This window comes from Streptomyces sp. NPDC030798 (genome assembly GCF_055572275.1).
Genome location: NZ_JBVIDR010000009.1, coordinates 196,821 through 216,682 on the forward strand (window position 1 = coordinate 196,821; position 19,862 = coordinate 216,682).

Genomic DNA, 19,862 nt, shown 5'->3' on the forward strand with positions numbered 1-19,862 from the left:
GGAAGCCCCGCCCGGTCGGGCGGGGCTTCCTTCGTGGACGGCTCAGGTCGGGTCCAGCCCGTGGCTGCGCAGCCACGGCAGCGGGTCTATGGCGGCGCCGCCCGCCGGCCGGACCTCGAAGTGCAGGTGCGGGCCCGTGGAGTTGCCCGAGTTGCCGGAGTAGGCGATCGGCTGGCCGGCCTTGACGGTCGTACCGGCGGAGACGCGGTAGCTGGAGAGGTGGCAGTACCAGGTCTCCGTGCCGTCCTTCGCCGTCACGATCATCATGTTTCCGTAGGCGCTGTTCCACTTGGTGGAGACGACGCCGTCCGTCGCGGACATCACCGTGGTGCCGTACGAGACGGGGAAGTCGATGCCCGTGTGCACGGACATCCAGTTGACACCGGCCTGGCCGAAGTAGGCGCTGAGCCCCTTCTGCGTGACCGGCAGGGCGAACTTGGGGCGCAGTCGCTCCTTGAGCGCGGCCTCCGCGGCCGCCTTCTTCTTCTGCAGCTCCTGCTGGTTCTTGAGGTCGATGCGCTCCTGCGTACGGCTCGCCCGGTCGGCGAAGTCGTCGGCACCGGCGGAGAGCGTCCTCAGCTGGGAGTCCAGCTTGCTGTTGGCGACGGACGGCTTCACGGCCTGCGCGTCCGAGGCGGTGGTACTGGTGTTGCCGTCGTCGGAGAAGGTGCCGACGGAGGCGGCGGCGATCCCGGCGACTCCCATCACGCAGGCCGAGGGCACGGCGACGGTCAGCAGCGCGGAGCGCTTGGGGGGCGTACGGCGCCGGGAACGCGCCCCACTGCGGGAACCCGAACGGGTCGCCGGAGCCGGAGTGCTCTCCTCCTGGTCGTCGAGCAGGGACGGCACGGCGGGCATCTCGCCCGTGTCCCCCGGCTCCTCGCTCGCCGCCGGGATTTCCCCGGTCTCGTCGTAGGCGGTGTCCTCGTACGCCACCTGCTCGAAGGAGGCGGTCGCCTGCGCGTCGCCGACCTGCTCGAAGGTGGCCGTGGCCGGCTGATCGAACGGTTCGGCAAGCTGCTGCGGCACGGCCGCGCCGTCGGAGTTCCACTGCGTGGCGTCGTACGCGCCCGTGTCGAAGGTCTGGGTGCCCCACTCCCACTGCTGGGTGGGATCGGCGCCGGCGTACTGCTCGGGCTGGGTCCAGGCGCTCGCGTCCCACTGGCCGCTGGTGTCGCTGCCCCTGGTCTGCGGGGGCACCGTCCAGGCGGTGGTGTCGTACGCGCCGGAGTCGTAGGCGGCATGGTGCTGGGCCGCGTACGGGTCGTGGGTCAGGATTTGGCCCGTGCCGGTCTGCCACTGCGTGGAGTCGTAGGCGCCGGTGTGCTGCTCGCTGCCCGGGAGGCTGCCGAAGAGCGGGTCGGCCGCGAAGGAGTCCGTGGTGCCGGCCGCGAAACCGGTGGCGTCGTATCCGCCGTACGTGGTGAGGTCGTCATAGGGGGCTTCCTGTGCTCCGTACGACGCATAGGGCGCGGCGGAGGCGTCGGAAGCCGGGGCCGGGGTGGTCATGGTCCCCGACGGGTGACGGTCGTTCACCAACTTCTCTTTCGCCTCGACAACAGGGGCTGCCAGAGCAGTGCGGCGACTGTACCCGGCGGTACGCGGGCGCGACAATCTTCAACTGGTTTCACGCGGGCCGGAAACGGGCATTCGGCCGTGTTTCGGGGGACGGTGGACGCGAGTTTGGCCTTGTGTTCGAAGGGTGTTCGACCTCCGGTTGGCGGTACGGCCGCCCTCGGGTCACCCCCGGCCACCCCCCGGCCGCTCTCAGGCCACCGTCAGACCGCCGTCGACCCGGTCCCCGGCGGGGGCGGACGCCAGCGCCTCGCGTATCCCGGCGGCCACGGCGGGGTGCACGGGCAGCGCGAGATGCCCGATGCCGGTCACCCGGACGTTGTGCGCGTCCAGGTCGGGGTGGTCGACACAGGCCGTCTCCAGCGGATCCATCATGGAGTCCAGGTCGCTCCAGAAGCTGACGAACCGGGTGCGGCAACCGGGCGCCGGGCCGGACAGTTCCTCGATCACCTCCGAGCCGGGCCGCATCTGCCGCACGATCGGGTGGGCGCTGGCCAGCGGCACGGCCCTGGTCCCGGAGTGCGGCGTACCGAGCGTGACGAGCGTGCGCACCCGGAGGTCGCCGCCCAGGCACTGCACGTAGTACCGCGCTATCAGGCCGCCGAGGCTGTGCCCCACGATGTCCACCCGGGTGCTGCCCGTGCGCTCGCAGAGCTCCTCGACGTGCCGTCCCAGCAGTTCGGCGGCCGTGCGGATGTCGCAGGTCAACGGAGAGTAGTTGAGGGACACGACGCGCTGCCGGCCGTCCCTGGCCAGGCTGCGGCGCAGCAGGACGAACACCGAGCGGTTGTCGATGAAGCCGTGCAGCAGGACGACCGGCGGGCCGGGCCGTGCGGGCAGCGGTGTGGTGCCGTCCTGGGCGGGGAGCACGGGGGCGCGCCGCTCCTGGACCAGACCGGTCGGGTACAGCAGCAGGTGCCCGGCCAGGATCGCCGCCTCCAGTGCGGTCGCCTTGAGCAGCGCGATCGACAGGCCGGCCAGTCTGTCCGGCCACAGGCGCCGGTAGAACGGGAGGAAGAGTGGCAGTACACCGGTGACCTTCATGGCCGACCTCCTGTCGGCACGCAGGCGACGGCTCCGTCCCCCGTGTGCCCTCATGTCCCACCGTGTGATTTCCCCCTCGCTCCGCACCGTAAAACCGACGGTTGCGGGATGCTGGAGATAACGTTCGTTCACTTCGCGACGGTGGCGGAACGCGCCAAAAGTGCGGTACTTGTCGTGAGGGGCGGAAGCGATCGCTTCCGTGGTGGCTGGATGGAGGCAGTGATGGGTGTGGCAGCCGGTCCGATCCGCGTGGTGGTGGCCAAGCCGGGACTCGACGGCCACGATCGCGGGGCCAAGGTCATCGCGCGGGCGCTGCGCGACGCCGGTATGGAGGTCATCTACACCGGGCTCCACCAGACGCCGGAGCAGATCGTGGACACGGCCATCCAGGAGGACGCCGACGCGATCGGCCTGTCCATCCTCTCGGGCGCCCACAACACCCTGTTCGCGGCCGTCATCGACCTCCTCAAGGAGCGCGACGCCGAGGACATCCTCGTCTTCGGCGGGGGCATCATCCCGGAGGAGGACATTCCGCCGCTGAAGGAGAAGGGCGTCGCGGAGATCTTCACGCCGGGCGCGACCACCGCGTCGATCGTGGACTGGGTACGGCAGAACGTGCGCCAGCCCGCCGAGGCGTAGCTCCGCGCGCACACCCTGTGCGTGCTGCGCGCCCGCAGGCGCCGGCCCGGCCGCGCCCGCCGTCAGGAGGGCGGGCCCGGTTCCAGTTCGGCGGTCATCGCCGCCCGCAGCCGCAGCGTGCCGACCAGCCGTTGGAAGGCCTCTGCCCAGTAGCCACCGGAGCCGGGGGCCGCATCCTCCCGTTCGTCGGGTATCGCCAGCAGGCCGTCCAGGTGGGCGGCCTGCGCCGGGTCCAGGCAACGCTCGGCCAGGCCCATCACGCCGCTGAAGCTCCAGGGGTAACTTCCCGCGTCCCGCGCGATGTTCAGCGCGTCCACCACCGCCCGGCCCAGCGGGGCGGCCCAGGGCACGGCGCACACCCCGAGCAGCTGGAACGCCTCCGACAGGCCGTGTGCCGCGATGAACCCGGCCACCCACTCCGCCCGCTCCCCGGCTCCCAGCGCGGCCAGCAGCTTCGCCCGCTCCGCCAGCGACACCGCCCCGGGGCCGCCCGCCTCCGGGGCCGAGGGCGCCCCGAGCAGGGCCCGGGACCACTCGGCGTCCCGCTGCCGCACCGCCGCGCGGCACCAGGCCGCGTGCAGTTCCGCCTGCCAGTCGTCGGCCACCGGCAGCGCCACGATCTCCCGCGGGCCGCGCCCGCCGAGCCGCCCCGGCCACATGCCGAGCGGGGCCGCCTCGACCAACTGACCCAGCCACCACGACCGTTCTCCTCTGCCCGCGGGAGGTCTGGCCGCCACACCATCGCGCTCCATGCTCGGATCGCACTCGAGCGGCGCCTCCACGACGACCCTCGGCGAGTTCCCCGTATGGTCGACTGCCACACATGCGGCCGCCCGCGCGGCCATGCGCCCGGCCAGCGCGGACCCCGGCAGCGCGGACAGCAGCTCCGCCGCCGTCGCCCGGACATTGCGGCTGCGGTCGCCCAGCGCCTGCTCGAGGAACGGCTCGTCCTCGGCGGCGAGGCCCGTGCGCAGCGAGTCCAGGAACATCAGCCGGTCCTCCGCCCGCTCCGTCGCCCAGGTCTCCTCCAGCAGCTCCCGCGCGCGGGCGGGCGTACGGGCACGCAGTGCGCCCAGCAGGGCGACCCGCTCGGCGAACAGTCCCTCCTCCCAGAGCCGGCGCACCGCCTCGCCGTCCTCGATGCCGGGCAGCGTCGCGCCGCCGCCCGGCGCCGAGCGCAGGGCGAACCGCCAGTCCGGGTTCAGCCGGGCGAGCCACAGCGCCCGGGGCCCCGCGAACGCCAGCGCCGCCGGGCGCAGGTCCGTACGCCCCCGTGCGGCGTCCAGCAGGGCGGGCAGGGCCTGCGGGGGCGCCGCGTAGCCGTGGGCGCCCGCCGCCGCCAGCCACTGCGGCAGCAGCTCCATCAGGTCCGGCGAGCTGCCCCGCCGTCCGCTGCCTCCGCCGGAACGGTCGGCCAGCAGCATCGCCAGCCTGCGCGCCGCGGCAGCGGGCAGCGGCGGACGCGGATCGTCGGGGGCCGGCTCCGGCCGCTCGGCCGCCCGCCCCGGCCGCAGCCCGGCCCGCCGCCGTACGGTCGCCACGGCGGCGGCGTCCAGCAGCGCCACGGGAGCCTCACGGCCGGGCGCGGCCTCCGCCGGTGGCCGCCGGTCGGTGCCGACCGGTGGCCGCCGGTCGGTGCCGAGGAGGGCGGTGGTGACGAGGTCGTCCCAGGAGCTCGCGGGAGCCGTGGTATCCCGGTCGGTGGAGGTCCCGCTCATGCCGTTGCCTTCCTCGTGCGGTCTGCTCTTGCTCGCTCGTCCCGGTGGTGCCGAGAGGCCGGCCCGTGTCCCCGGAGGGCGGACCCGGTCAGCACAGCGGCACCGGGGCGCCCGGGCCCTTGGGCCATGCCGTCAGCGGGGTGAAGCCGCGGTGGCCGCACTCGCCGAAGACCGTGACCGGGGCGCCGCCGGAGAGGGCGACCAGCCGCCACAGCCCCGGCCGGGAACGAGCGGCCGGGGTCAGGGGCAGCGCCGAGTCGGCGTCCGCGTCGGCCAGTTGCCAGCCGCCCTGCTCCCCGTCCGGCGCCGGTATCACGCGGCCCAGCGTGACCGGGACCGAGTCCAGCCACGGATCCTCGCGCAGGGCGTCCCCGTAACGGGCCGCCGCCTCGGCCGTGGTGAGGCCGGGTGGGCGCAGGGCGGTGGGCGCGGGCGGAGCGTACTGCTCGCCCAGGGCCGCCCGGGCCTGCCCGGCGCCGGGGAAGACGAAGAGGTCGGCCTCCAGCGCCAGCCCGACCGGCAGCGACAGCTCCGGTGCCCGGCCGGCCGCACCGTAGGACAGCAGCAGCCGGGTGCGGCCCGACTCGGCGCCGTGCAGCCAGATGCGGCGCGTCGTCAGTTTCGGGTCGACCGTGTCGTACTGGGCGAGGACCAGCCAGCGGTCGCGCACCGGCGGGCCCTCCGCCGAGGCGGGCAGGCCGAGCCGGGAGCGGACCGTGGCCGCGAGTGCGTCCGGCAGCCGGTCCCGGCGCAGCCAGCCCTGGTCGAGCAGGTGCAGCAGCGCGCACTCCTCCAGCAGCCGGGCCGGCCAGCCCGGACCGGAGGCCGGTATCGCCCCCAACTCCCGCACCCGCGCGGCCAGTCCCGGTGCCTGCGCGTCGACCATGCGGGCCGCCGTCTCCTCCCACAGGCCGTACCCCGCCTGCTCGGCGGCGGCCAGGCCGCCGCGCAGCAGGTCCGCCAGGCGCTGCTCCAGCTCCGTGGCCCCCGCCGTGACCCGCTCGGCCCGGCGTTCCGCCCGCCGCCGCGCCGCCTCGGGATCAGCGGACCCGGACGCCGCACTCCCGCCATCCTGCGCCCGCTTCTCCGCCCGCCCCCGTCTGCCCGCAAGCCACTGTTCGGCCCAGTTGGGCGGCTCGGCCGCCGCCGGCACCGATCCGCCCCCCTCCGCCCACAGCAGCAGCAGTCCGAGGGCGTGCTTGCACGGGAACTTCCGGCTCGGGCAACTGCACTTGTACGCCGGCCCGGCAGCGTCCGCGAGGTCCACCACCGTCTGGTACGGCCTGCTGCCGCTGCCCTTGCACAGCCCCCACACCGTCCCCTCTGCGCTCCCCGCCTCGGACCACGGCCCGGCCGTGCCCAGTCTGCTCCCCGTCTTGCGTGACGCGGCGTCAGGCGCCAGTGCCAGCACCTGCTCCGCGGTCCAGCGCACCCCCGGCTCAGTCATGTCTCCGACGGTAGATCCCCCCACTGACAATCGGCCCTGCGCGGACATCTGGGCAGGTCAGAGCGATTGTCAGTGGCGTGGTGCACGGTGGGTGCCAGATCCGAACCGGCCGAGCTGGAGGGGGCCTCAGCCATGACTGTGTCCGTGGAGACCACGTCCGTCGAAGCGAGCGGCAACGCCTTGCGTCCGCATGCCGAGCACGCCTTCGCCGCCGAACTCGCCGCGCTGGCCGCCCAGGACGACCGCCCGCGCCCGGCCCGCTGGAAGCTGTCGCCCTGGGCGGTGGCGACGTACCTGCTGGGCGGCACCCTGCCGGACGGCACGGTGATCACACCGAAGTACGTGGGCCCGCGCCGCCTCGTCGAGGTCGCCGTCACCACGCTCGCCACCGACCGCGCCCTGCTCCTGCTCGGCGTGCCCGGCACGGCCAAGACCTGGGTGTCGGAGCATCTGGCGGCCGCCGTCAGCGGCGACTCGACCCTGCTGGTGCAGGGCACGGCCGGCACGCCGGAGGAGGCGATCCGCTACGGCTGGAACTACGCGCAACTGCTCGCGCACGGCCCGAGCCGCGACGCCCTCGTGCCCAGCCCCGTCATGCGGGCCATGGCCGAGGGCATGACGGCCCGGGTGGAGGAGCTGACCCGTATCCCGGCCGACGTCCAGGACACGCTGATCACGATCCTGTCCGAGAAGACCCTGCCGATACCGGAACTGGGCCAGGAGGTGCAGGCGGTCCGCGGCTTCAATCTCATCGCCACCGCCAACGACCGCGACCGCGGGGTCAACGACCTCTCCAGCGCCCTGCGCCGCCGCTTCAACACCGTGGTGCTGCCACTGCCGGAGAGCGCCGACGCCGAGGTCGACATCGTCACCCGCCGCGTCGAGCAGATCGGCCGCTCCCTCGACCTGCCCGCCGTGCCCGACGGCATCGAGGAGATCCACCGTGTCGTGACCGTCTTCCGCGAACTGCGCGACGGCGTCACGGCCGACGGGCGCACGAAGCTGAAGTCGCCCAGCGGCACGCTCTCCACCGCCGAGGCGATCTCCGTCGTCACGGGCGGGCTCGCCCTGGCCGCCCACTTCGGCGACGGCGTGCTGCGCCCCGGCGACGTCGCCGCCGGCATCCTGGGCGCCGTCGTCCGCGACCCGGCGGCGGACCGTGTGATCTGGCAGGAGTACCTGGAGACGGTCGTCCGCGAGCGGGACGGCTGGAAGGACTTCTACCGCGCCTGCCGGGAGGTGAGCGCATGAGCGACTCCGCCGGGGGAGCGGCGTTCGCCGCCGGACCGCTGCTGCTCGGGGTGCGGCACCACGGGCCCGGCTCGGCGCGCGCGGTGCGGGCCGCCCTGGACGCGGCCCGGCCCGAGGTCGTGCTGATCGAGGGCCCGCCCGAGGCCGATCCGCTGATCCCGCTGGCCGCCGACCCGGACCTGCGGCCCCCGGTCGCCCTGCTCGCACACGCCGTGGACGAGCCCGGCCGCTCGGCCTTCTGGCCGCTCGCCGAGTTCAGCCCCGAGTGGGTGGCGATCCGCTGGGCCCTGGCGCACGGGGTCCCGGCCCGCTTCATCGACCTGCCGGCCACGCACACCCTGGCCTGGCATGGCGAGGAGGCACCGTCCGGGCCGGGGCCCGGCGACGAGGGCATCGAGGGGGCGGCGGAGAGCGAGAACGGCTCCGAGGGGGCCGGCTCCGGTGACCGGGCCCGGGTGGATCCGGTTCGGGTGGACCCCCTTGCCGTGCTCGCCGAAACCGCCGGGTACGACGATCCGGAGCGCTGGTGGGAGGACGTCGTCGAGCACCGGGGGCTGGGCGCCGGGGACCCGTTCGCGCCGTTCGCCGCGCTGGAGGAGGCGATGGGTGCGCTGCGGGAGCGGTACGGCGTCGGCGGGCGCCCCCGGGACCTGGTGCGCGAGGCCCACATGCGGCTTCAGGTGCGCTCCGCGCGGCGGGAGTTCGGGGACGCCGTGGCCGTGGTGTGCGGAGCCTGGCACGTGCCCGCGCTGCGGCAGAAGGCCCCCGTCACCGCCGACCGGGCCCTGCTGAAGGGGCTGCCCAGGGTCAAGGCCGATCTGACGTGGGTGCCATGGACGCACCGCAGACTGGCCCGGGCGAGCGGTTACGGCGCGGGGATCGACTCCCCGGGTTGGTACGCGCACCTGTTCCGGGCGCCGGACCGGCCGGTCGAGCGGTGGCTGACCAAGGTCGCGGAACTGCTGCGCGAGGAGGACCGGATCGTGTCCTCCGCGCACGTCATCGAGGCGGTACGGCTCGCCGGGACCCTGGCCGCCCTGCGCGGCCGTCCGCTGCCGGGCCTGAGCGAGACCACGGAGGCCGTGCGCGCGGTGATGTGCGACGGCTCGGACGTGCCGCTGGCGCTGGTGCAGGACCGGCTGGTGGTCGGGGACGTGCTGGGGGAGGTGCCGGAGTCGGCGCCGGCGGTGCCGCTGCAGCGGGATTTGGCACGTGAGCAGCGCAGGCTGCGGCTGAGGCCGGAGGCGCCGGAGCGCGAGCTGGAGCTGGACCTGCGGGGGGACACCGACGCCGGCCGCAGCAGACTGCTGCACCGGCTGCGGCTGCTGGGAGTCGGCTGGGGCGAGCCGGCCGAGTCGCGGGGGAGCACGGGCACCTTCCGGGAGACCTGGCGGCTGCGCTGGGAGCCCGAGCTCTCCGTGCGGGTCGCCGAGGCGGGCGTGTGGGGGACGACCGTGCTGGCGGCGGCGACGGCCCGGACCGAGGCCGACGCGACCACCGCGAGCGCGCTCGCCGACGTCACCGCGCTCGCCGAGCACTGCCTGCTCGCCGGGCTGCCGGACGCCCTGCCGGTGGTGATGCGGGTGCTCGCCGACCGGGCGGCGCTGGACACGGACGTGGGCCATCTCGCCCAGGCGCTGCCCGCGCTGGTCCGCTCCCTGCGCTACGGCGACGTGCGCGGCACGGACACCGGCGCGCTGGCCGAGGTGGCCGCGGGCCTCGCCGAGCGGATCTTCGTGGGCCTGCCGCCGGCCTGCGCCGCCCTGGACACGGACGCGGCGCAAGAGATGCGCGGCCATGTCGACGCCGTGCACACGGCGGTGGGACTGCTCGCGCAGACCCCGACCGGCACCGCGGCCGGCGCGGACGGGGACCTGCGCGGCCGCTGGCGCTCCGTGCTGCGCACCCTGGCGCTGCGGGACACCGTGCCGGGTGTCGTCCGGGGCCGGGCCGTGCGGCTGCTGCTGGACGACGGCGCCCTGGAATCGGCCGAAGCGGCACGGCTGATGGGGCTCGTGCTGTCGCCGGGGACGCCGCCCGCCGACGCGGCCGCCTGGATCGAGGGCTTCGTCGGCGGCGGGGGCGGCATGCTGCTGGTCCACGACGAGCGGCTGCTCGGCCTGGTCGACGCGTGGCTGACCGGGGTGCCCGCGGAGGCGTTCACGGACGTACTGCCGCTGCTGCGGCGCACGTTCGCGGCGTACGAGCCCGGGGTGCGCAGGACCCTCGGCGAACTGGTGCGGCGCGGCCCGGGCGGCACCCATGGCCCGGCTCGCCGGACGGGCGGCCCACCCGGCTTCGCCGCGGACACGGACCAGGAGCGCGCGGACGCCGTTCTCCCGGTGCTGCGGCTGCTGCTCGGCCCGGACACCGGGCAACGGCTGACAAGCGACGACAACTGCCCTGCGGGGGTGGGCACATGACAACCGAGCGGATGACGCAGGACGCCGGCACCGGGACCGCCGGCACGGTCGGATCCTCCAGCCCCACCGACCCCACCGACCCCACCGACGCCGCGCGCGAGCGGCTGCGGCGCTGGCGGCTGGTGCTCGGCGGCGACCAGGCCGACGGCACCGCATGCGCGCTGTCCGGCCGGGACGCGGCGATGGACGGCACGCTCGCCGCGCTGTACGGCAAGGGGGACAGACCGCAGACGGGACGGGACCGTTCGGCGGGCCTCGGTGCCTCGGCGCCGTCGGTGGCGCGCTGGCTCGGGGACATCCGCACCTACTTCCCCACCTCCGTCGTCCAGGTCATGCAGCGCGACGCCATCGACCGGCTGGGGCTCGCCTCGCTGCTGCTGGAGCCGGAGATGCTGGAAGCGGTCGAGGCCGACGTGCACCTGGTCGGCACGCTGCTCTCGCTGCACCGGGCGATGCCGGAGACGACGAAGGAGACGGCACGGGCCGTCGTGCGCAAGGTCGTCGAGGACCTGGAGAAGCGGCTCGCCACGCGCACGCGGGCCACACTCACCGGTGCCCTCGACCGCAGCGCCCGCATCAGCCGGCCCCGCCACCACGACATCGACTGGAACCGCACGATCGCGGCCAACCTCAAGCACTACCTGCCCGAGTACCGCACGGTCGTCCCGGAGCGGCTCATCGGCTACGGCCGCGCGGCGCGGTCCGTGAAGAAGGAGGTGATCCTCTGCATCGACCAGTCGGGATCGATGGCGGCGTCGGTGGTCTACGCGTCCGTGTTCGGGGCGGTGCTCGCCTCGATGCGGTCGATCAGCACCCGGCTGGTCGTCTTCGACACGGCGGTCGTGGACCTCACCGACCAGCTCGACGACCCGGTCGACGTGCTTTTCGGCACCCAGCTGGGCGGCGGCACGGACATCAACCGGGCCCTCGCCCACTGCCAGGCGCGGATCACCCGGCCCGCCGAGACGGTGGTCGTGCTGATCAGCGACCTGTACGAGGGCGGCATACGCGACGAGATGCTCAAGCGGGTGGCGGCGATGAAGGCGTCCGGGGTGCAGTTCGTGACGCTGCTCGCGCTGTCGGACGAGGGGGCGCCCGCGTACGACCGGGAGCATGCGGCGGCGCTCGCCGCCCTCGGCGCACCGGCCTTCGCCTGCACGCCCGACCTGTTCCCGGACGTGATGGCGGCGGCCATCGAGAAACGGCCGCTGCCGATACCGGACACCGCGTGACGCCCGAACAGAAGGGGCTGCAAAAGGGACATGACTACCCATCGGTAACGCGGGACTTGCGCTACCGCGGGCGTACCGTGCGAGGATCGGCGGCGCCCGAGTCGTACCGACCTGAGGAAGCCTTCGCCTCTTGACCCCGCCTGCCGCCCTGTTCGGTACCACCGTGCGCGTGCTGCGTACGGCGGCGGGACGGCGTGCGCTGCAACTGGGGCTGCTGGTCGGTGGCTTGTTCGTGCTCGGGTTCGTCTGCGGTGAGCAGGCGCACGCGGCCGAGCGGACACCGGCGGTTCCGGTGAGCTCCAAGGGGTCGGTGACCTCGGACGGGCCGACGACCGTGGGCCGCCCGACGGCCCCGGCCGGGCTGGTGCCGGACGGACAGGAGCACGCGGTACGGCACGTCGCCGAGCGGGTCGTCACGCCCGTACGGGATGTGGTGGACGGGGCCACCCGCACTCTGCGGACGCAGGTGCCGGCACAGCCGCCTTCCGTGGACCTGCCGGGCCTCCCCGGCACCACCAAGCCGTTGCCGGTCGACCCGCTGCCCGTGGACCCGCTGCCCACGCCGGTCACACCGCAGCCCCGGCCCCGGCCCCACGGGGCCGGCGGCACGGCCACCGCACCGGCACCGGTCAAGGGCGACCAGACCCGCTCCGGATCCGGCACCGCCGCACCCGCGCACTCCTCGGCCACCGGGTACGGGCCGCGGCTCGTCCCCGGCGCCCTGGTCTCCCCGGCCCCGGCGGTGCGGCACGCCGCCGCGCCCGTCGACGCCCCCGCCGCGCCCGCGCCCTCCGGTGACCCGGACGGCGTGCTCGGCAAGCAGGCGGCCGACGCCGCCGCGTCCCGGCACGGCGACCCGCATGCGGTCACGCCCGACGGCCGCACGCCCCTGCGGCTGCTGCCCGGCACGGCCGCGCGCGCCGACGTGCCCCGGACCCGCGAACGGCACCGCGACATCCCCGTCTTTCCCGGCTAGGACCCCGGGCCGGCCTCCCCGCCACGGACGTGGCGCGGGGGCGTCACAGGTCTGCCCGCTCCGCCCGACCCGCCGGCCAACCCGGCGCTCTCCGGACGGAGATCCCCAGCCGTTTCCTAAGGACTGACGCACGCATGAACAAGAACATCCGCCGCTCGATCGTGATAGCCGCCGGCGTCACCGGCGCCTGGGCGCTCGGCTCGGCCGTGGCCAGCGCCGACGAGCTGTCCACCCCGGCGGTCTCCGTCCCGGACACCGACAGCACCACCGGTACGCTCACCGGCACCGTCGACGGCGTCGTCGGCGACCTCCGGGACACCACCGTCTCCACCGTCTCCGGCCTGACCGGCACGGCCACCTCGGAAGCCTCGGCCACCACGTCCACCGCCACCTCCACCGTCCCGGCCACCTCGACCGCGGTGCAGCAGAAGGCGCGGAGCACCGTGAGCTCCACCGCCGACCGGGCCCGCCGCTACGTCGACGCCGAGGTGCCGGCCGCCGCGAAGATCCGCGGTGCCCAGGCGATCCAGGGTGCCCGTGCGGCCCGTACGCAGGCCGAGACGCAGGTGCGGGGCCACGCAGCCGATGCCGGGGCCGAGGCCGCGCGCACCGCGGATCACCTCGCGCACCGCGCCGCACATCTCTCCACGCCCTCCCCGCAGGACGAGATCGACTACCTGTTCGGTCCTCTCGCCTCCTTCGCCCCCGAGGTGGAGGAGGCTCTGGCCGCCGCCCAGACCAAGCTGCAGGCCACCCAGCAGGCGGCCCGCGCCGCCGCCGAGGGCGCCGTACGGACGACGGCCCGGCGCACCGTTGCCGCCGCGCAGGGCCGTACCGCCGGTGCGGCGGCCGTCGCGCGCGGCGAGGCGGACCGGGTGAGCGGCGCCGCCGAGGCCACCGTCGCCTCCGTGCCCGCGCACGTCTCCGGCACGGCCGCCGGCGCCGAGCAGCGGGTGCTCGGCACGGTGCGGTCGGTGCCGGGCATGGTCACGCCGGTCGTGGACGGCACGACCGAGGCGGCCGTCCCGCCGGTGGCCTCCGCCGCCGTGGGCGGCGCCCTGCCGGTCGCGGACCAGGCGGTCGTGGGCGTCCTGCCGACGGCGCAGGACGCGGTGACCGGCGTCCACGGCACCGCTTCGGGCGCCGTGGGGCACGTGCTGCCGACGGCCGGGTACGCCGTCGTGGGCGTCCAGGGCACCGCCTCGGGCGCGGTGCAGGGCGTCCAGGGCAGCGCCTCGGGCACGGCGGCGGGCGTGCAGGGCACCGCCGCGGACACCGTCGCCCGGGTGCAGGGGCTCGCGGCGGGCACCGTCACCGACGTGCACGGAGTCACCACGGGCGCGATCGGCGACGTGCACGGCGTGGGCGCAGACGCCACGACCGGCGTGCACCACCTGGCCACCGGCGCCGGTGACGGCGTCCACGGCGCGGCCACGGCCGCCGTCACCGGCGTGTACGGAGTCGCCGGGCACGCGAGCGCCGACGCGCACGGGATCGCCTCCGGCGCCCTCACCGGCGTACCGCCGTACGCCACCGGCCTGGCCGGGCAGGTCGCGCACGACACGACCGACGCCGTGCTGCCGCCCGTCGCCGGGACCGCCGTGCACGGGGTCGTGCCGGTCGCCGGGCAGGCCGTGACGGACGCGGGGACCCTCGCGTACGGCGTCGTCGGCGACGTACAGCCCTTCGCGGGCGGCGTCGTGGGCGCCGTTGCGCCGGCCGCCCACGGAGTGACCGGGCAGACCGGCGCCTTCGCGGAAGGCGTGACCGGACAGGTGCCGCCGTTCGCGGCGGGGGTCACCCACGCCGTCCAGCCGGTCACGGACACGGCCACCGGGACGGTGCACGGGGTCACGGACACCGCCACCGGCACGGTCCACGCGGTCGCGGACACGGTCACCACGACCGTGCGGCCAGTGGCCGGCACCGTCACCGCCACCGTGTCCGGCACCGTCGACGGAACCGTCCGCCCGGCCGTGGACGGCATCGGCGGGAGCGCGGCCGGGCTGGCGTACGGCGTGGCCGGTGCCGCCGGGCCGTACGCGGGCGGTGTCGTGGGGGAGACCGCGCCCGTCACGCAGCAGGCCGGGCCCTTCGCCCACGATCTCGCCGGGACCGCGCGGGCCACCGGCGGTCCGCTGGCCGGGCACGCCTCGGCCGGCGCCGAAGGGGTCGCGGAGTCCGTCACTCCGGGGTACATGCACGGCGTGGCCCACCCGTACGGCGCACCGCAGCAGGGGTGGCAGCTGCAGGGCTGACAGCAGCACGGCTCAGCCCCTGACCGACTCCGCGGGGGGCGAGCGGACCCGGACGGCCGAACACCGTCGGCCCGTCCGGCCCGACCCCCGCGGGAAGGGGCGGGTGGTCCCCATTGGGGTGGGGATCAACCGCCCGGGGCCTCAGGGCCCGCCCAGAGGCCTCACCGGGTCGACCCCAGCCCGGTGAGGCCTCGCACATGCCCCGGATGCCACCAAGACGCGGCACGCCGTGTCAGCAAACCCGGCATCATGTGACAGGTATCACCGCTCACGTGTGACCCTCGATTTAGGGAGCTCCCGCAAGCGGCGATAACCTGCGAGACGGACATGCCGCGCGCTCGGACACCGTGTGCGCCTCCCCTGTGACACATGCGGACGTCACGTTGCCCTTCGCGGCACGCCCACGCATCCAACGAACCGCGAGATCACTGATAGGGACGGAAGCGCGTGGACCTGTTCGAGTACCAGGCGAGGGACCTCTTCGCCAAGCACGATGTACCGGTGCTGGCCGGTGAAGTCATCGACACGCCTGAGGCGGCGCGCGAGATCACCGAGCGTCTGGGCGGCAAGTCTGTCGTCAAGGCGCAGGTGAAGGTCGGTGGTCGCGGCAAGGCCGGTGGCGTCAAGCTGGCCGCCTCCGCGGACGAGGCCGTCGCCCGGGCGACGGACATCCTCGGCATGGACATCAAGGGCCACACGGTCCACAAGGTCATGATCGCCGAGACCGCTCCGGAGATCCTCGAGGAGTACTACGTCTCCTTCCTCCTCGACCGCGCCAACCGCACCTTCCTCTCCATCGCCTCCGTCGAGGGCGGCATGGAGATCGAGGAGGTGGCGGCCACCCGTCCGGAGGCCGTCGCCAAGACCGCGATCGACCCGATCGACGGTGTGGACGAGGCCAAGGCCCGCGAGATCGTCGAGGCCGCCAAGTTCCCGGCCGAGGTCGCGGACAAGGTCGTGAACGTCCTGGTCAAGCTGTGGGACACCTTCATCAAGTCGGACGCCCTCCTGGTCGAGGTCAACCCGCTCGCGAAGGTCGCCTCCGGCGAGGTCATCGCGCTCGACGGCAAGGTGTCGCTGGACGACAACGCCGAGTTCCGTCACCCCGAGTACGAGGAGCTCCACGACAAGGCCGCGGCCAACCCGCTCGAGGCCGCCGCCAAGGAGAAGAACCTCAACTACGTCAAGCTCGACGGTGAGGTCGGCATCATCGGCAACGGCGCGGGTCTGGTCATGTCGACCCTGGACGTCGTCGCGTACGCCGGTGAGAACCACGGTGGCGTCAAGCCCGCCAACTTCCTGGACATCGGCGGTGGCGCCTCCGCCCAGGTCATGGCGAACGGCCTGGAGATCATCCTGGGCGACCCGGACGTCAAGTCCGTCTTCGTGAACGTCTTCGGTGGCATCACGGCCTGCGACGAGGTCGCCAACGGCATCGTGCAGGCCCTGAAGCTCCTGGAGGACCGCGGCGAGAACGTCTCCAAGCCGCTCGTCGTCCGCCTCGACGGCAACAACGCCGAGCTGGGCCGGCAGATCCTCACCGACGCCAACCACCCGCTGGTGCAGCGCGTCGACACCATGGACGGCGCGGCCGACAAGGCCGCCGAGCTGGCCCACGCCGCCAAGTAAGCACTCAGGACGAGGACACCAACACACCATGGCTATCTGGCTCAACAAGGACAGCAAGGTCATCGTCCAGGGCATGACCGGCGCCACCGGCATGAAGCACACGAAGCTCATGCTCGGTGACGGCACGAACGTCGTGGGCGGCGTGAACCCGCGCAAGGCGGGTCAGACCGTGGACTTCGACGGCACCGAGGTACCCGTCTTCGGCACCGTCAAGGAGGCCATTGAGAAGACCGGCGCCAACGTCTCCGTCATCTTCGTGCCGGAGAAGTTCACCAAGGACGCGGTCGTCGAGGCCATCGACGCCGAGATCCCGCTGGCCGTCGTGATCACCGAGGGCATCGCCGTGCACGACACGGCCGCCTTCTGGGCGTACGCCGGCAAGAAGGGCAACAAGACCCGCATCATCGGCCCGAACTGCCCCGGCATCATCACCCCGGGCCAGTCGAACGTCGGCATCATCCCGGGCGACATCACCAAGCCGGGCCGCATCGGCCTGGTGTCGAAGTCGGGCACGCTGACGTACCAGATGATGTACGAGCTGCGCGACATCGGCTTCTCGACGGCCGTCGGCATCGGTGGCGACCCGATCATCGGCACCACGCACATCGACGCGCTGGCCGCGTTCCAGAACGACCCCGAGACCGACCTGATCGTGATGATCGGTGAGATCGGTGGTGACGCCGAGGAGCGTGCCGCGGCGTTCATCAAGGAGAACGTGACCAAGCCGGTCGTCGGTTACGTCGCGGGCTTCACCGCGCCCGAGGGCAAGACGATGGGCCACGCGGGCGCCATCGTCTCCGGTTCGTCGGGCACCGCCCAGGCGAAGAAGGAGGCCCTGGAGGCCGCGGGCGTCAAGGTCGGCAAGACCCCGACCGAGACGGCGAAGCTGGCGCGGGAGATCCTGGCCGGCTGACCTTTCCCGACCGCACCTCGGTGGGCCCGCCCCGTTGGCTGGGGCGGGCCCACCGGCGTCTGCGCCCGCCCCCGGCGGGTGCCTCAGCGCGTGTCCGGCACCAGTCGCTCGGGTCCGCTCGCCGTCTCCGCGCGCAGCTTCGCCCGCAGGGCCTGCTGCTCGCGGGACAGGGGGCCCATGGCGGCGGGCGGCGGCACGCCCTGGACCGCCTGGGCCGGGGCGATCGGCGCCTCGTAGCGGGTCGGCGCCGTCCGCAGCGTCAGCGTCGTCGCGCCGATGATCGTGCAGGTGAAGGCGATGGCCGCCCGGGTCCAGAACACGTTCCGGCGCTCGCCGCACGTCCGTACCGCCGTCGGCTTGGCGGGCGGCAGCCGCTCCGTGGTGCCCAGGTGCTCCAGGCGCCGGTGCAGCGCGGCGGGGTCGGCGAGTTCCGGGACGCGCGCGGCCACGGCCTCGCGTGCGCGGCAGAGCCGGCCGGCCGCCGCCGGCGTGCTCGCCTCCGTCTCCGCCGCCGTCTCCGGCAGGTCGAGGCCGACGCCGTCGTACAGGACGAGCGTGCGCCGGTACGACGGCGGCAGCGTGAGCAGGGCGTCCAGCAGCGCCCGGTCGGCGGGGTCGGCCGGAGGGGGGTCGGGGTGCCGGTGCCGGGGGCGGAACCGGTGCCAGGGGGAGAGGGCGCACTCGTACGCCACCGCCCGCACCCATCCCCCCGGGTCCCGGTCCCGCGCCACCTCCGGCCAACGCTGCCAAGCCAGTTGGAACGCCCGCTCGACCGCCTCCCGGGCCAGTTCGCGGCGTCCGGTGAGCAGATACGTCTGCCGTACGAGGGCGGGGGCGCAGAACGCGTACAGCGCGTCGAAGGCCTGAGCGGGCGTCAGCGGGGCGGGCTCGTCCGGGCGCCGGTGTTCTTTCGGCGGGGGGAGGGGGCTGGCGGGGCTCTGCGGCACGGGACATCACCCTTCCGTACGAAAAAGTAGATAATCATATATTGAGCGACACATCCGGGTTTCCCCCGTTACGACGGGAAAGGGCGTGTCGTTGGGAGCATGGCGGCGTGACCCTGATGACCGTTCGCCGACCGTCGCTGTCACCCCTGCTGCACCGGATGCGCGACCGCCCGCCCGGGCTGGGCGCGAGTCTGCTCGGCGGCGCGGTGGCCGCCGGACTCGGGCTCGGCTCGCTCGCCGTGCTGGTGCTGGCCCTGTGGGTCAGCTCGCCGTACCCCGACAGCGGGCCGGGCGGCGCGCTGCACGTCGCCGCCGCGCTCTGGTTGCTCGGGCACGGCGTCGAACTGGTCCGCACCGAGACGCTCTCCGGCGCCCCCCAGCCGGTGGGCGTGACCCCGCTGCTGCTCCTCGCGCTGCCCGTGTGGCTGGTGTACCGAGCGGCGCGGGACGCCACGGACGCGTCCGGCGACCCCGACGGCCCGCCCCCCGTCCCGGCCCGCACGGCGTGGACGGGGGTGGTCGTCGGCTACGTCGGCGTCGGCGCCGCGGCCGCCCTCTACTGCTCCGGCGGCGAACTGCGGCCGCACTGGGTCTGGGTGACGGTGTGCCTGCCGGTCGTGGCGGCCTCGGCGGCGGGGGTCGGGGTGTGGTCGGGGTACGGCCGTCCGCCCGAGCCCGTGCTCGGCCTGCTGCGGGTGCTGCCGGGGCCGGTGCGGCGGCTGCTGCTCGGGGCCGACGCGTGGGCGCGGCTGAGTACGGCCGTACGGGCGGCCGGTGCCGGGGCGACGGTGCTGTGCGGGGGCGGGGCGCTGCTGGTCGGGGTCTCGCTGGTGCTGCACGGGGACGCGGCGCGGGCGTCGTTCCTGCAGCTGACGGCGGGGTGGACCGGGCGGTTCGCCGTGCTGCTGCTCGGCGTCGCGCTGATCCCCAACGCGGCGGTCTGGGCGGCCTCCTACGCCCTCGGCCCCGGCTTCACCCTGGGCACCGGGCACCTGGTCCACCCCCTCGCCTCCGACCCCGCCCCGCTGCTGCCCCCGTTCCCGCTGCTCGCGGCGGTACCGGACGCGGGCGCCGGCGCTCCGCTGAACTGGGCGGCCGGCCTGGTTCCTCTGGTGGCCGGGGTGACGGTGGGGTGGTTCGTGGCGCGGGGAGCGGTGGGGCGGGGGCAGGCGGAACCCTGGCCGGCCCTCCGCACCGCCGGGGCGCTGCTCCTGGCGGCCCTGCTGTGCGGAGCGCTGCTCGCGCTGCTCGCCCAGTTCGCCGGCGGCCGCCTCGGCGTCGCCGCCCTGGCCCACTTCGGCCCGCTGGGCCGGCAGACCGGCGCGATGACGTCCCTCTGGACCACGGTGACGGGGATGCCGGCGGCGCTGGTGGTACGGCTGTGGAGGCTGTGGAGACGGCGACGGACGCAGGGTGCCGATCCGGAACCAGGCACGAACGGCGCGTCCAGGACCACGACGCAGACACCGCCCACATCCGCCCCGGCCGGCCCCCGCAGGGACGGCAAGGTCCCGCAGGACGCACGGGACTCGAAGGAGGGGAGGGAGGCGAAGGACGCCAAGGCCGTCATGAGCAGGGGAAGCGCCGCCGACCCGACCGAGGACGAGCGCTACGACATCCTGCCCGCCACCGACCCATTCCCCCCGGCCTGGCAGCACGACGACCTCTCCCGCACCTCCCGCCGGGCGGCCCGCACCGAGGGTGCCGTCGGTCCCGAGTCACCCACACCCCCCGACTGGACGCCCCCGCCGCCCGGACCTCCGGCTCAGCCCGACGAGCCCACCCCGCCGGAGCACACCGGCTGACACGA

At 74.6% G+C, this 19,862-nt stretch carries 14 protein-coding genes; 9 read left to right on the forward strand and 5 right to left on the reverse strand.

Going from position 1 to position 19,862, the window contains the following annotated elements; all coding sequences use genetic code 11:
* Positions 1–42 precede the first annotated feature (42 nt).
* Positions 43–1,536, reverse strand: coding sequence for a M23 family metallopeptidase (locus tag ACZ404_RS21945; protein ID WP_468442333.1), 1,494 nt, complete (start codon positions 1,534–1,536; stop codon positions 43–45).
* Between the two features lie 231 nt (positions 1,537–1,767).
* Positions 1,768–2,619 carry an esterase/lipase family protein gene (locus tag ACZ404_RS21950; RefSeq protein WP_468442335.1) on the reverse strand — a complete coding sequence of 284 codons (852 nt, stop codon included), beginning with the start codon at positions 2,617–2,619 and terminating at the stop codon, positions 1,768–1,770.
* Positions 2,620–2,841: 222 nt separating this feature from the next.
* Here ACZ404_RS21950 and ACZ404_RS21955 point away from each other — a divergent pair, with 222 nt between their 5' ends.
* A complete protein-coding gene (locus ACZ404_RS21955; protein WP_468442337.1) occupies positions 2,842–3,258 on the forward strand; it encodes a cobalamin B12-binding domain-containing protein in 417 nt (138 codons plus the stop codon).
* Positions 3,259–3,320: 62 nt separating this feature from the next.
* Here ACZ404_RS21955 and ACZ404_RS21960 read toward each other — a convergent pair whose 3' ends face one another.
* Positions 3,321–4,976: a DUF5691 domain-containing protein gene (locus ACZ404_RS21960; protein ID WP_468442339.1), complete on the reverse strand. Its 1,656-nt coding sequence runs from the start codon at positions 4,974–4,976 to the stop codon at positions 3,321–3,323.
* Between the two features lie 88 nt (positions 4,977–5,064).
* Complete coding sequence (locus ACZ404_RS21965) at positions 5,065–6,423, reverse strand: SWIM zinc finger family protein (protein ID WP_468442341.1); 1,359 nt, start codon at positions 6,421–6,423, stop codon at positions 5,065–5,067.
* Positions 6,424–6,555: 132 nt separating this feature from the next.
* Between ACZ404_RS21965 and ACZ404_RS21970 the strand changes: the two genes are divergently transcribed.
* From ACZ404_RS21970 to sucD, 7 genes are all read left to right on the forward strand, one after another.
* Positions 6,556–7,674 (forward strand): ATP-binding protein, encoded by a 1,119-nt coding sequence (locus tag ACZ404_RS21970; RefSeq protein ID WP_468442343.1) that lies wholly within the window; start codon positions 6,556–6,558, stop codon positions 7,672–7,674.
* A complete protein-coding gene (locus ACZ404_RS21975) occupies positions 7,671–10,097 on the forward strand; it encodes a DUF5682 family protein (RefSeq protein ID WP_468442345.1) in 2,427 nt (808 codons plus the stop codon). The genes ACZ404_RS21970 and ACZ404_RS21975 overlap by 4 nt, the downstream gene beginning before the upstream one ends.
* An 11-nt stretch (positions 10,098–10,108) precedes the next feature.
* Positions 10,109–11,329, forward strand: a complete 1,221-nt coding sequence (locus ACZ404_RS21980) for a VWA domain-containing protein (RefSeq protein WP_468442639.1) — start codon at positions 10,109–10,111, stop codon at positions 11,327–11,329.
* Positions 11,330–11,459: 130 nt separating this feature from the next.
* A complete protein-coding gene (locus ACZ404_RS21985) occupies positions 11,460–12,305 on the forward strand; it encodes a hypothetical protein (RefSeq protein WP_468442347.1) in 846 nt (281 codons plus the stop codon).
* A gap of 134 nt (positions 12,306–12,439) precedes the next feature.
* Positions 12,440–14,563, forward strand: coding sequence for a hypothetical protein (locus ACZ404_RS21990; protein WP_468442349.1), 2,124 nt, complete (start codon positions 12,440–12,442; stop codon positions 14,561–14,563).
* 447 nt (positions 14,564–15,010) lie between these two features.
* Positions 15,011–16,192, forward strand: a complete 1,182-nt coding sequence (gene sucC, locus ACZ404_RS21995; protein ID WP_468442351.1) for an ADP-forming succinate--CoA ligase subunit beta — start codon at positions 15,011–15,013, stop codon at positions 16,190–16,192.
* 28 nt (positions 16,193–16,220) lie between these two features.
* Positions 16,221–17,105: a succinate--CoA ligase subunit alpha gene (sucD, locus tag ACZ404_RS22000; RefSeq protein WP_468442353.1), complete on the forward strand. Its 885-nt coding sequence runs from the start codon at positions 16,221–16,223 to the stop codon at positions 17,103–17,105.
* An 83-nt stretch (positions 17,106–17,188) separates the two neighbouring features.
* Here the strand turns inward: sucD and ACZ404_RS22005 are convergent, their stop codons facing one another.
* Entirely contained in the window at positions 17,189–18,052 is an 864-nt protein-coding gene (locus tag ACZ404_RS22005; RefSeq protein ID WP_468442355.1) for an RNA polymerase sigma factor, read from the reverse strand.
* 116 nt (positions 18,053–18,168) lie between these two features.
* On the opposite strand from ACZ404_RS22005, the gene ACZ404_RS22010 reads away from it, so the two are divergent.
* The gene (locus ACZ404_RS22010; RefSeq protein WP_468442641.1) at positions 18,169–19,857 is read left to right on the forward strand and encodes a cell division protein PerM; all 1,689 of its coding nucleotides are present in this window, start codon (positions 18,169–18,171) and stop codon (positions 19,855–19,857) included.
* Positions 19,858–19,862 lie beyond the last annotated feature (5 nt).

Bases quoted from the DNA above. Each gene is read 5' to 3' on its own strand.
- sucD (WP_468442353.1), top strand. From the start codon at position 16,221: ATGGCTATCTGGCTCAACAAGGACAGCAAGGTCATCGTCCAGGGCATG.
- ACZ404_RS21960 (WP_468442339.1), bottom strand. From the start codon at position 4,976: ATGAGCGGGACCTCCACCGACCGGGATACCACGGCTCCCGCGAGCTCC.
- ACZ404_RS21975 (WP_468442345.1), top strand. From the start codon at position 7,671: ATGAGCGACTCCGCCGGGGGAGCGGCGTTCGCCGCCGGACCGCTGCTG.
- ACZ404_RS21980 (WP_468442639.1), top strand. From the start codon at position 10,109: ATGACGCAGGACGCCGGCACCGGGACCGCCGGCACGGTCGGATCCTCC.
- ACZ404_RS21965 (WP_468442341.1), bottom strand. From the start codon at position 6,423: ATGACTGAGCCGGGGGTGCGCTGGACCGCGGAGCAGGTGCTGGCACTG.
- ACZ404_RS21950 (WP_468442335.1), bottom strand. From the start codon at position 2,619: ATGAAGGTCACCGGTGTACTGCCACTCTTCCTCCCGTTCTACCGGCGC.
- ACZ404_RS21970 (WP_468442343.1), top strand. From the start codon at position 6,556: ATGACTGTGTCCGTGGAGACCACGTCCGTCGAAGCGAGCGGCAACGCC.
- ACZ404_RS22010 (WP_468442641.1), top strand. From the start codon at position 18,169: ATGACCGTTCGCCGACCGTCGCTGTCACCCCTGCTGCACCGGATGCGC.
- ACZ404_RS21955 (WP_468442337.1), top strand. From the start codon at position 2,842: ATGGGTGTGGCAGCCGGTCCGATCCGCGTGGTGGTGGCCAAGCCGGGA.
- ACZ404_RS21990 (WP_468442349.1), top strand. From the start codon at position 12,440: ATGAACAAGAACATCCGCCGCTCGATCGTGATAGCCGCCGGCGTCACC.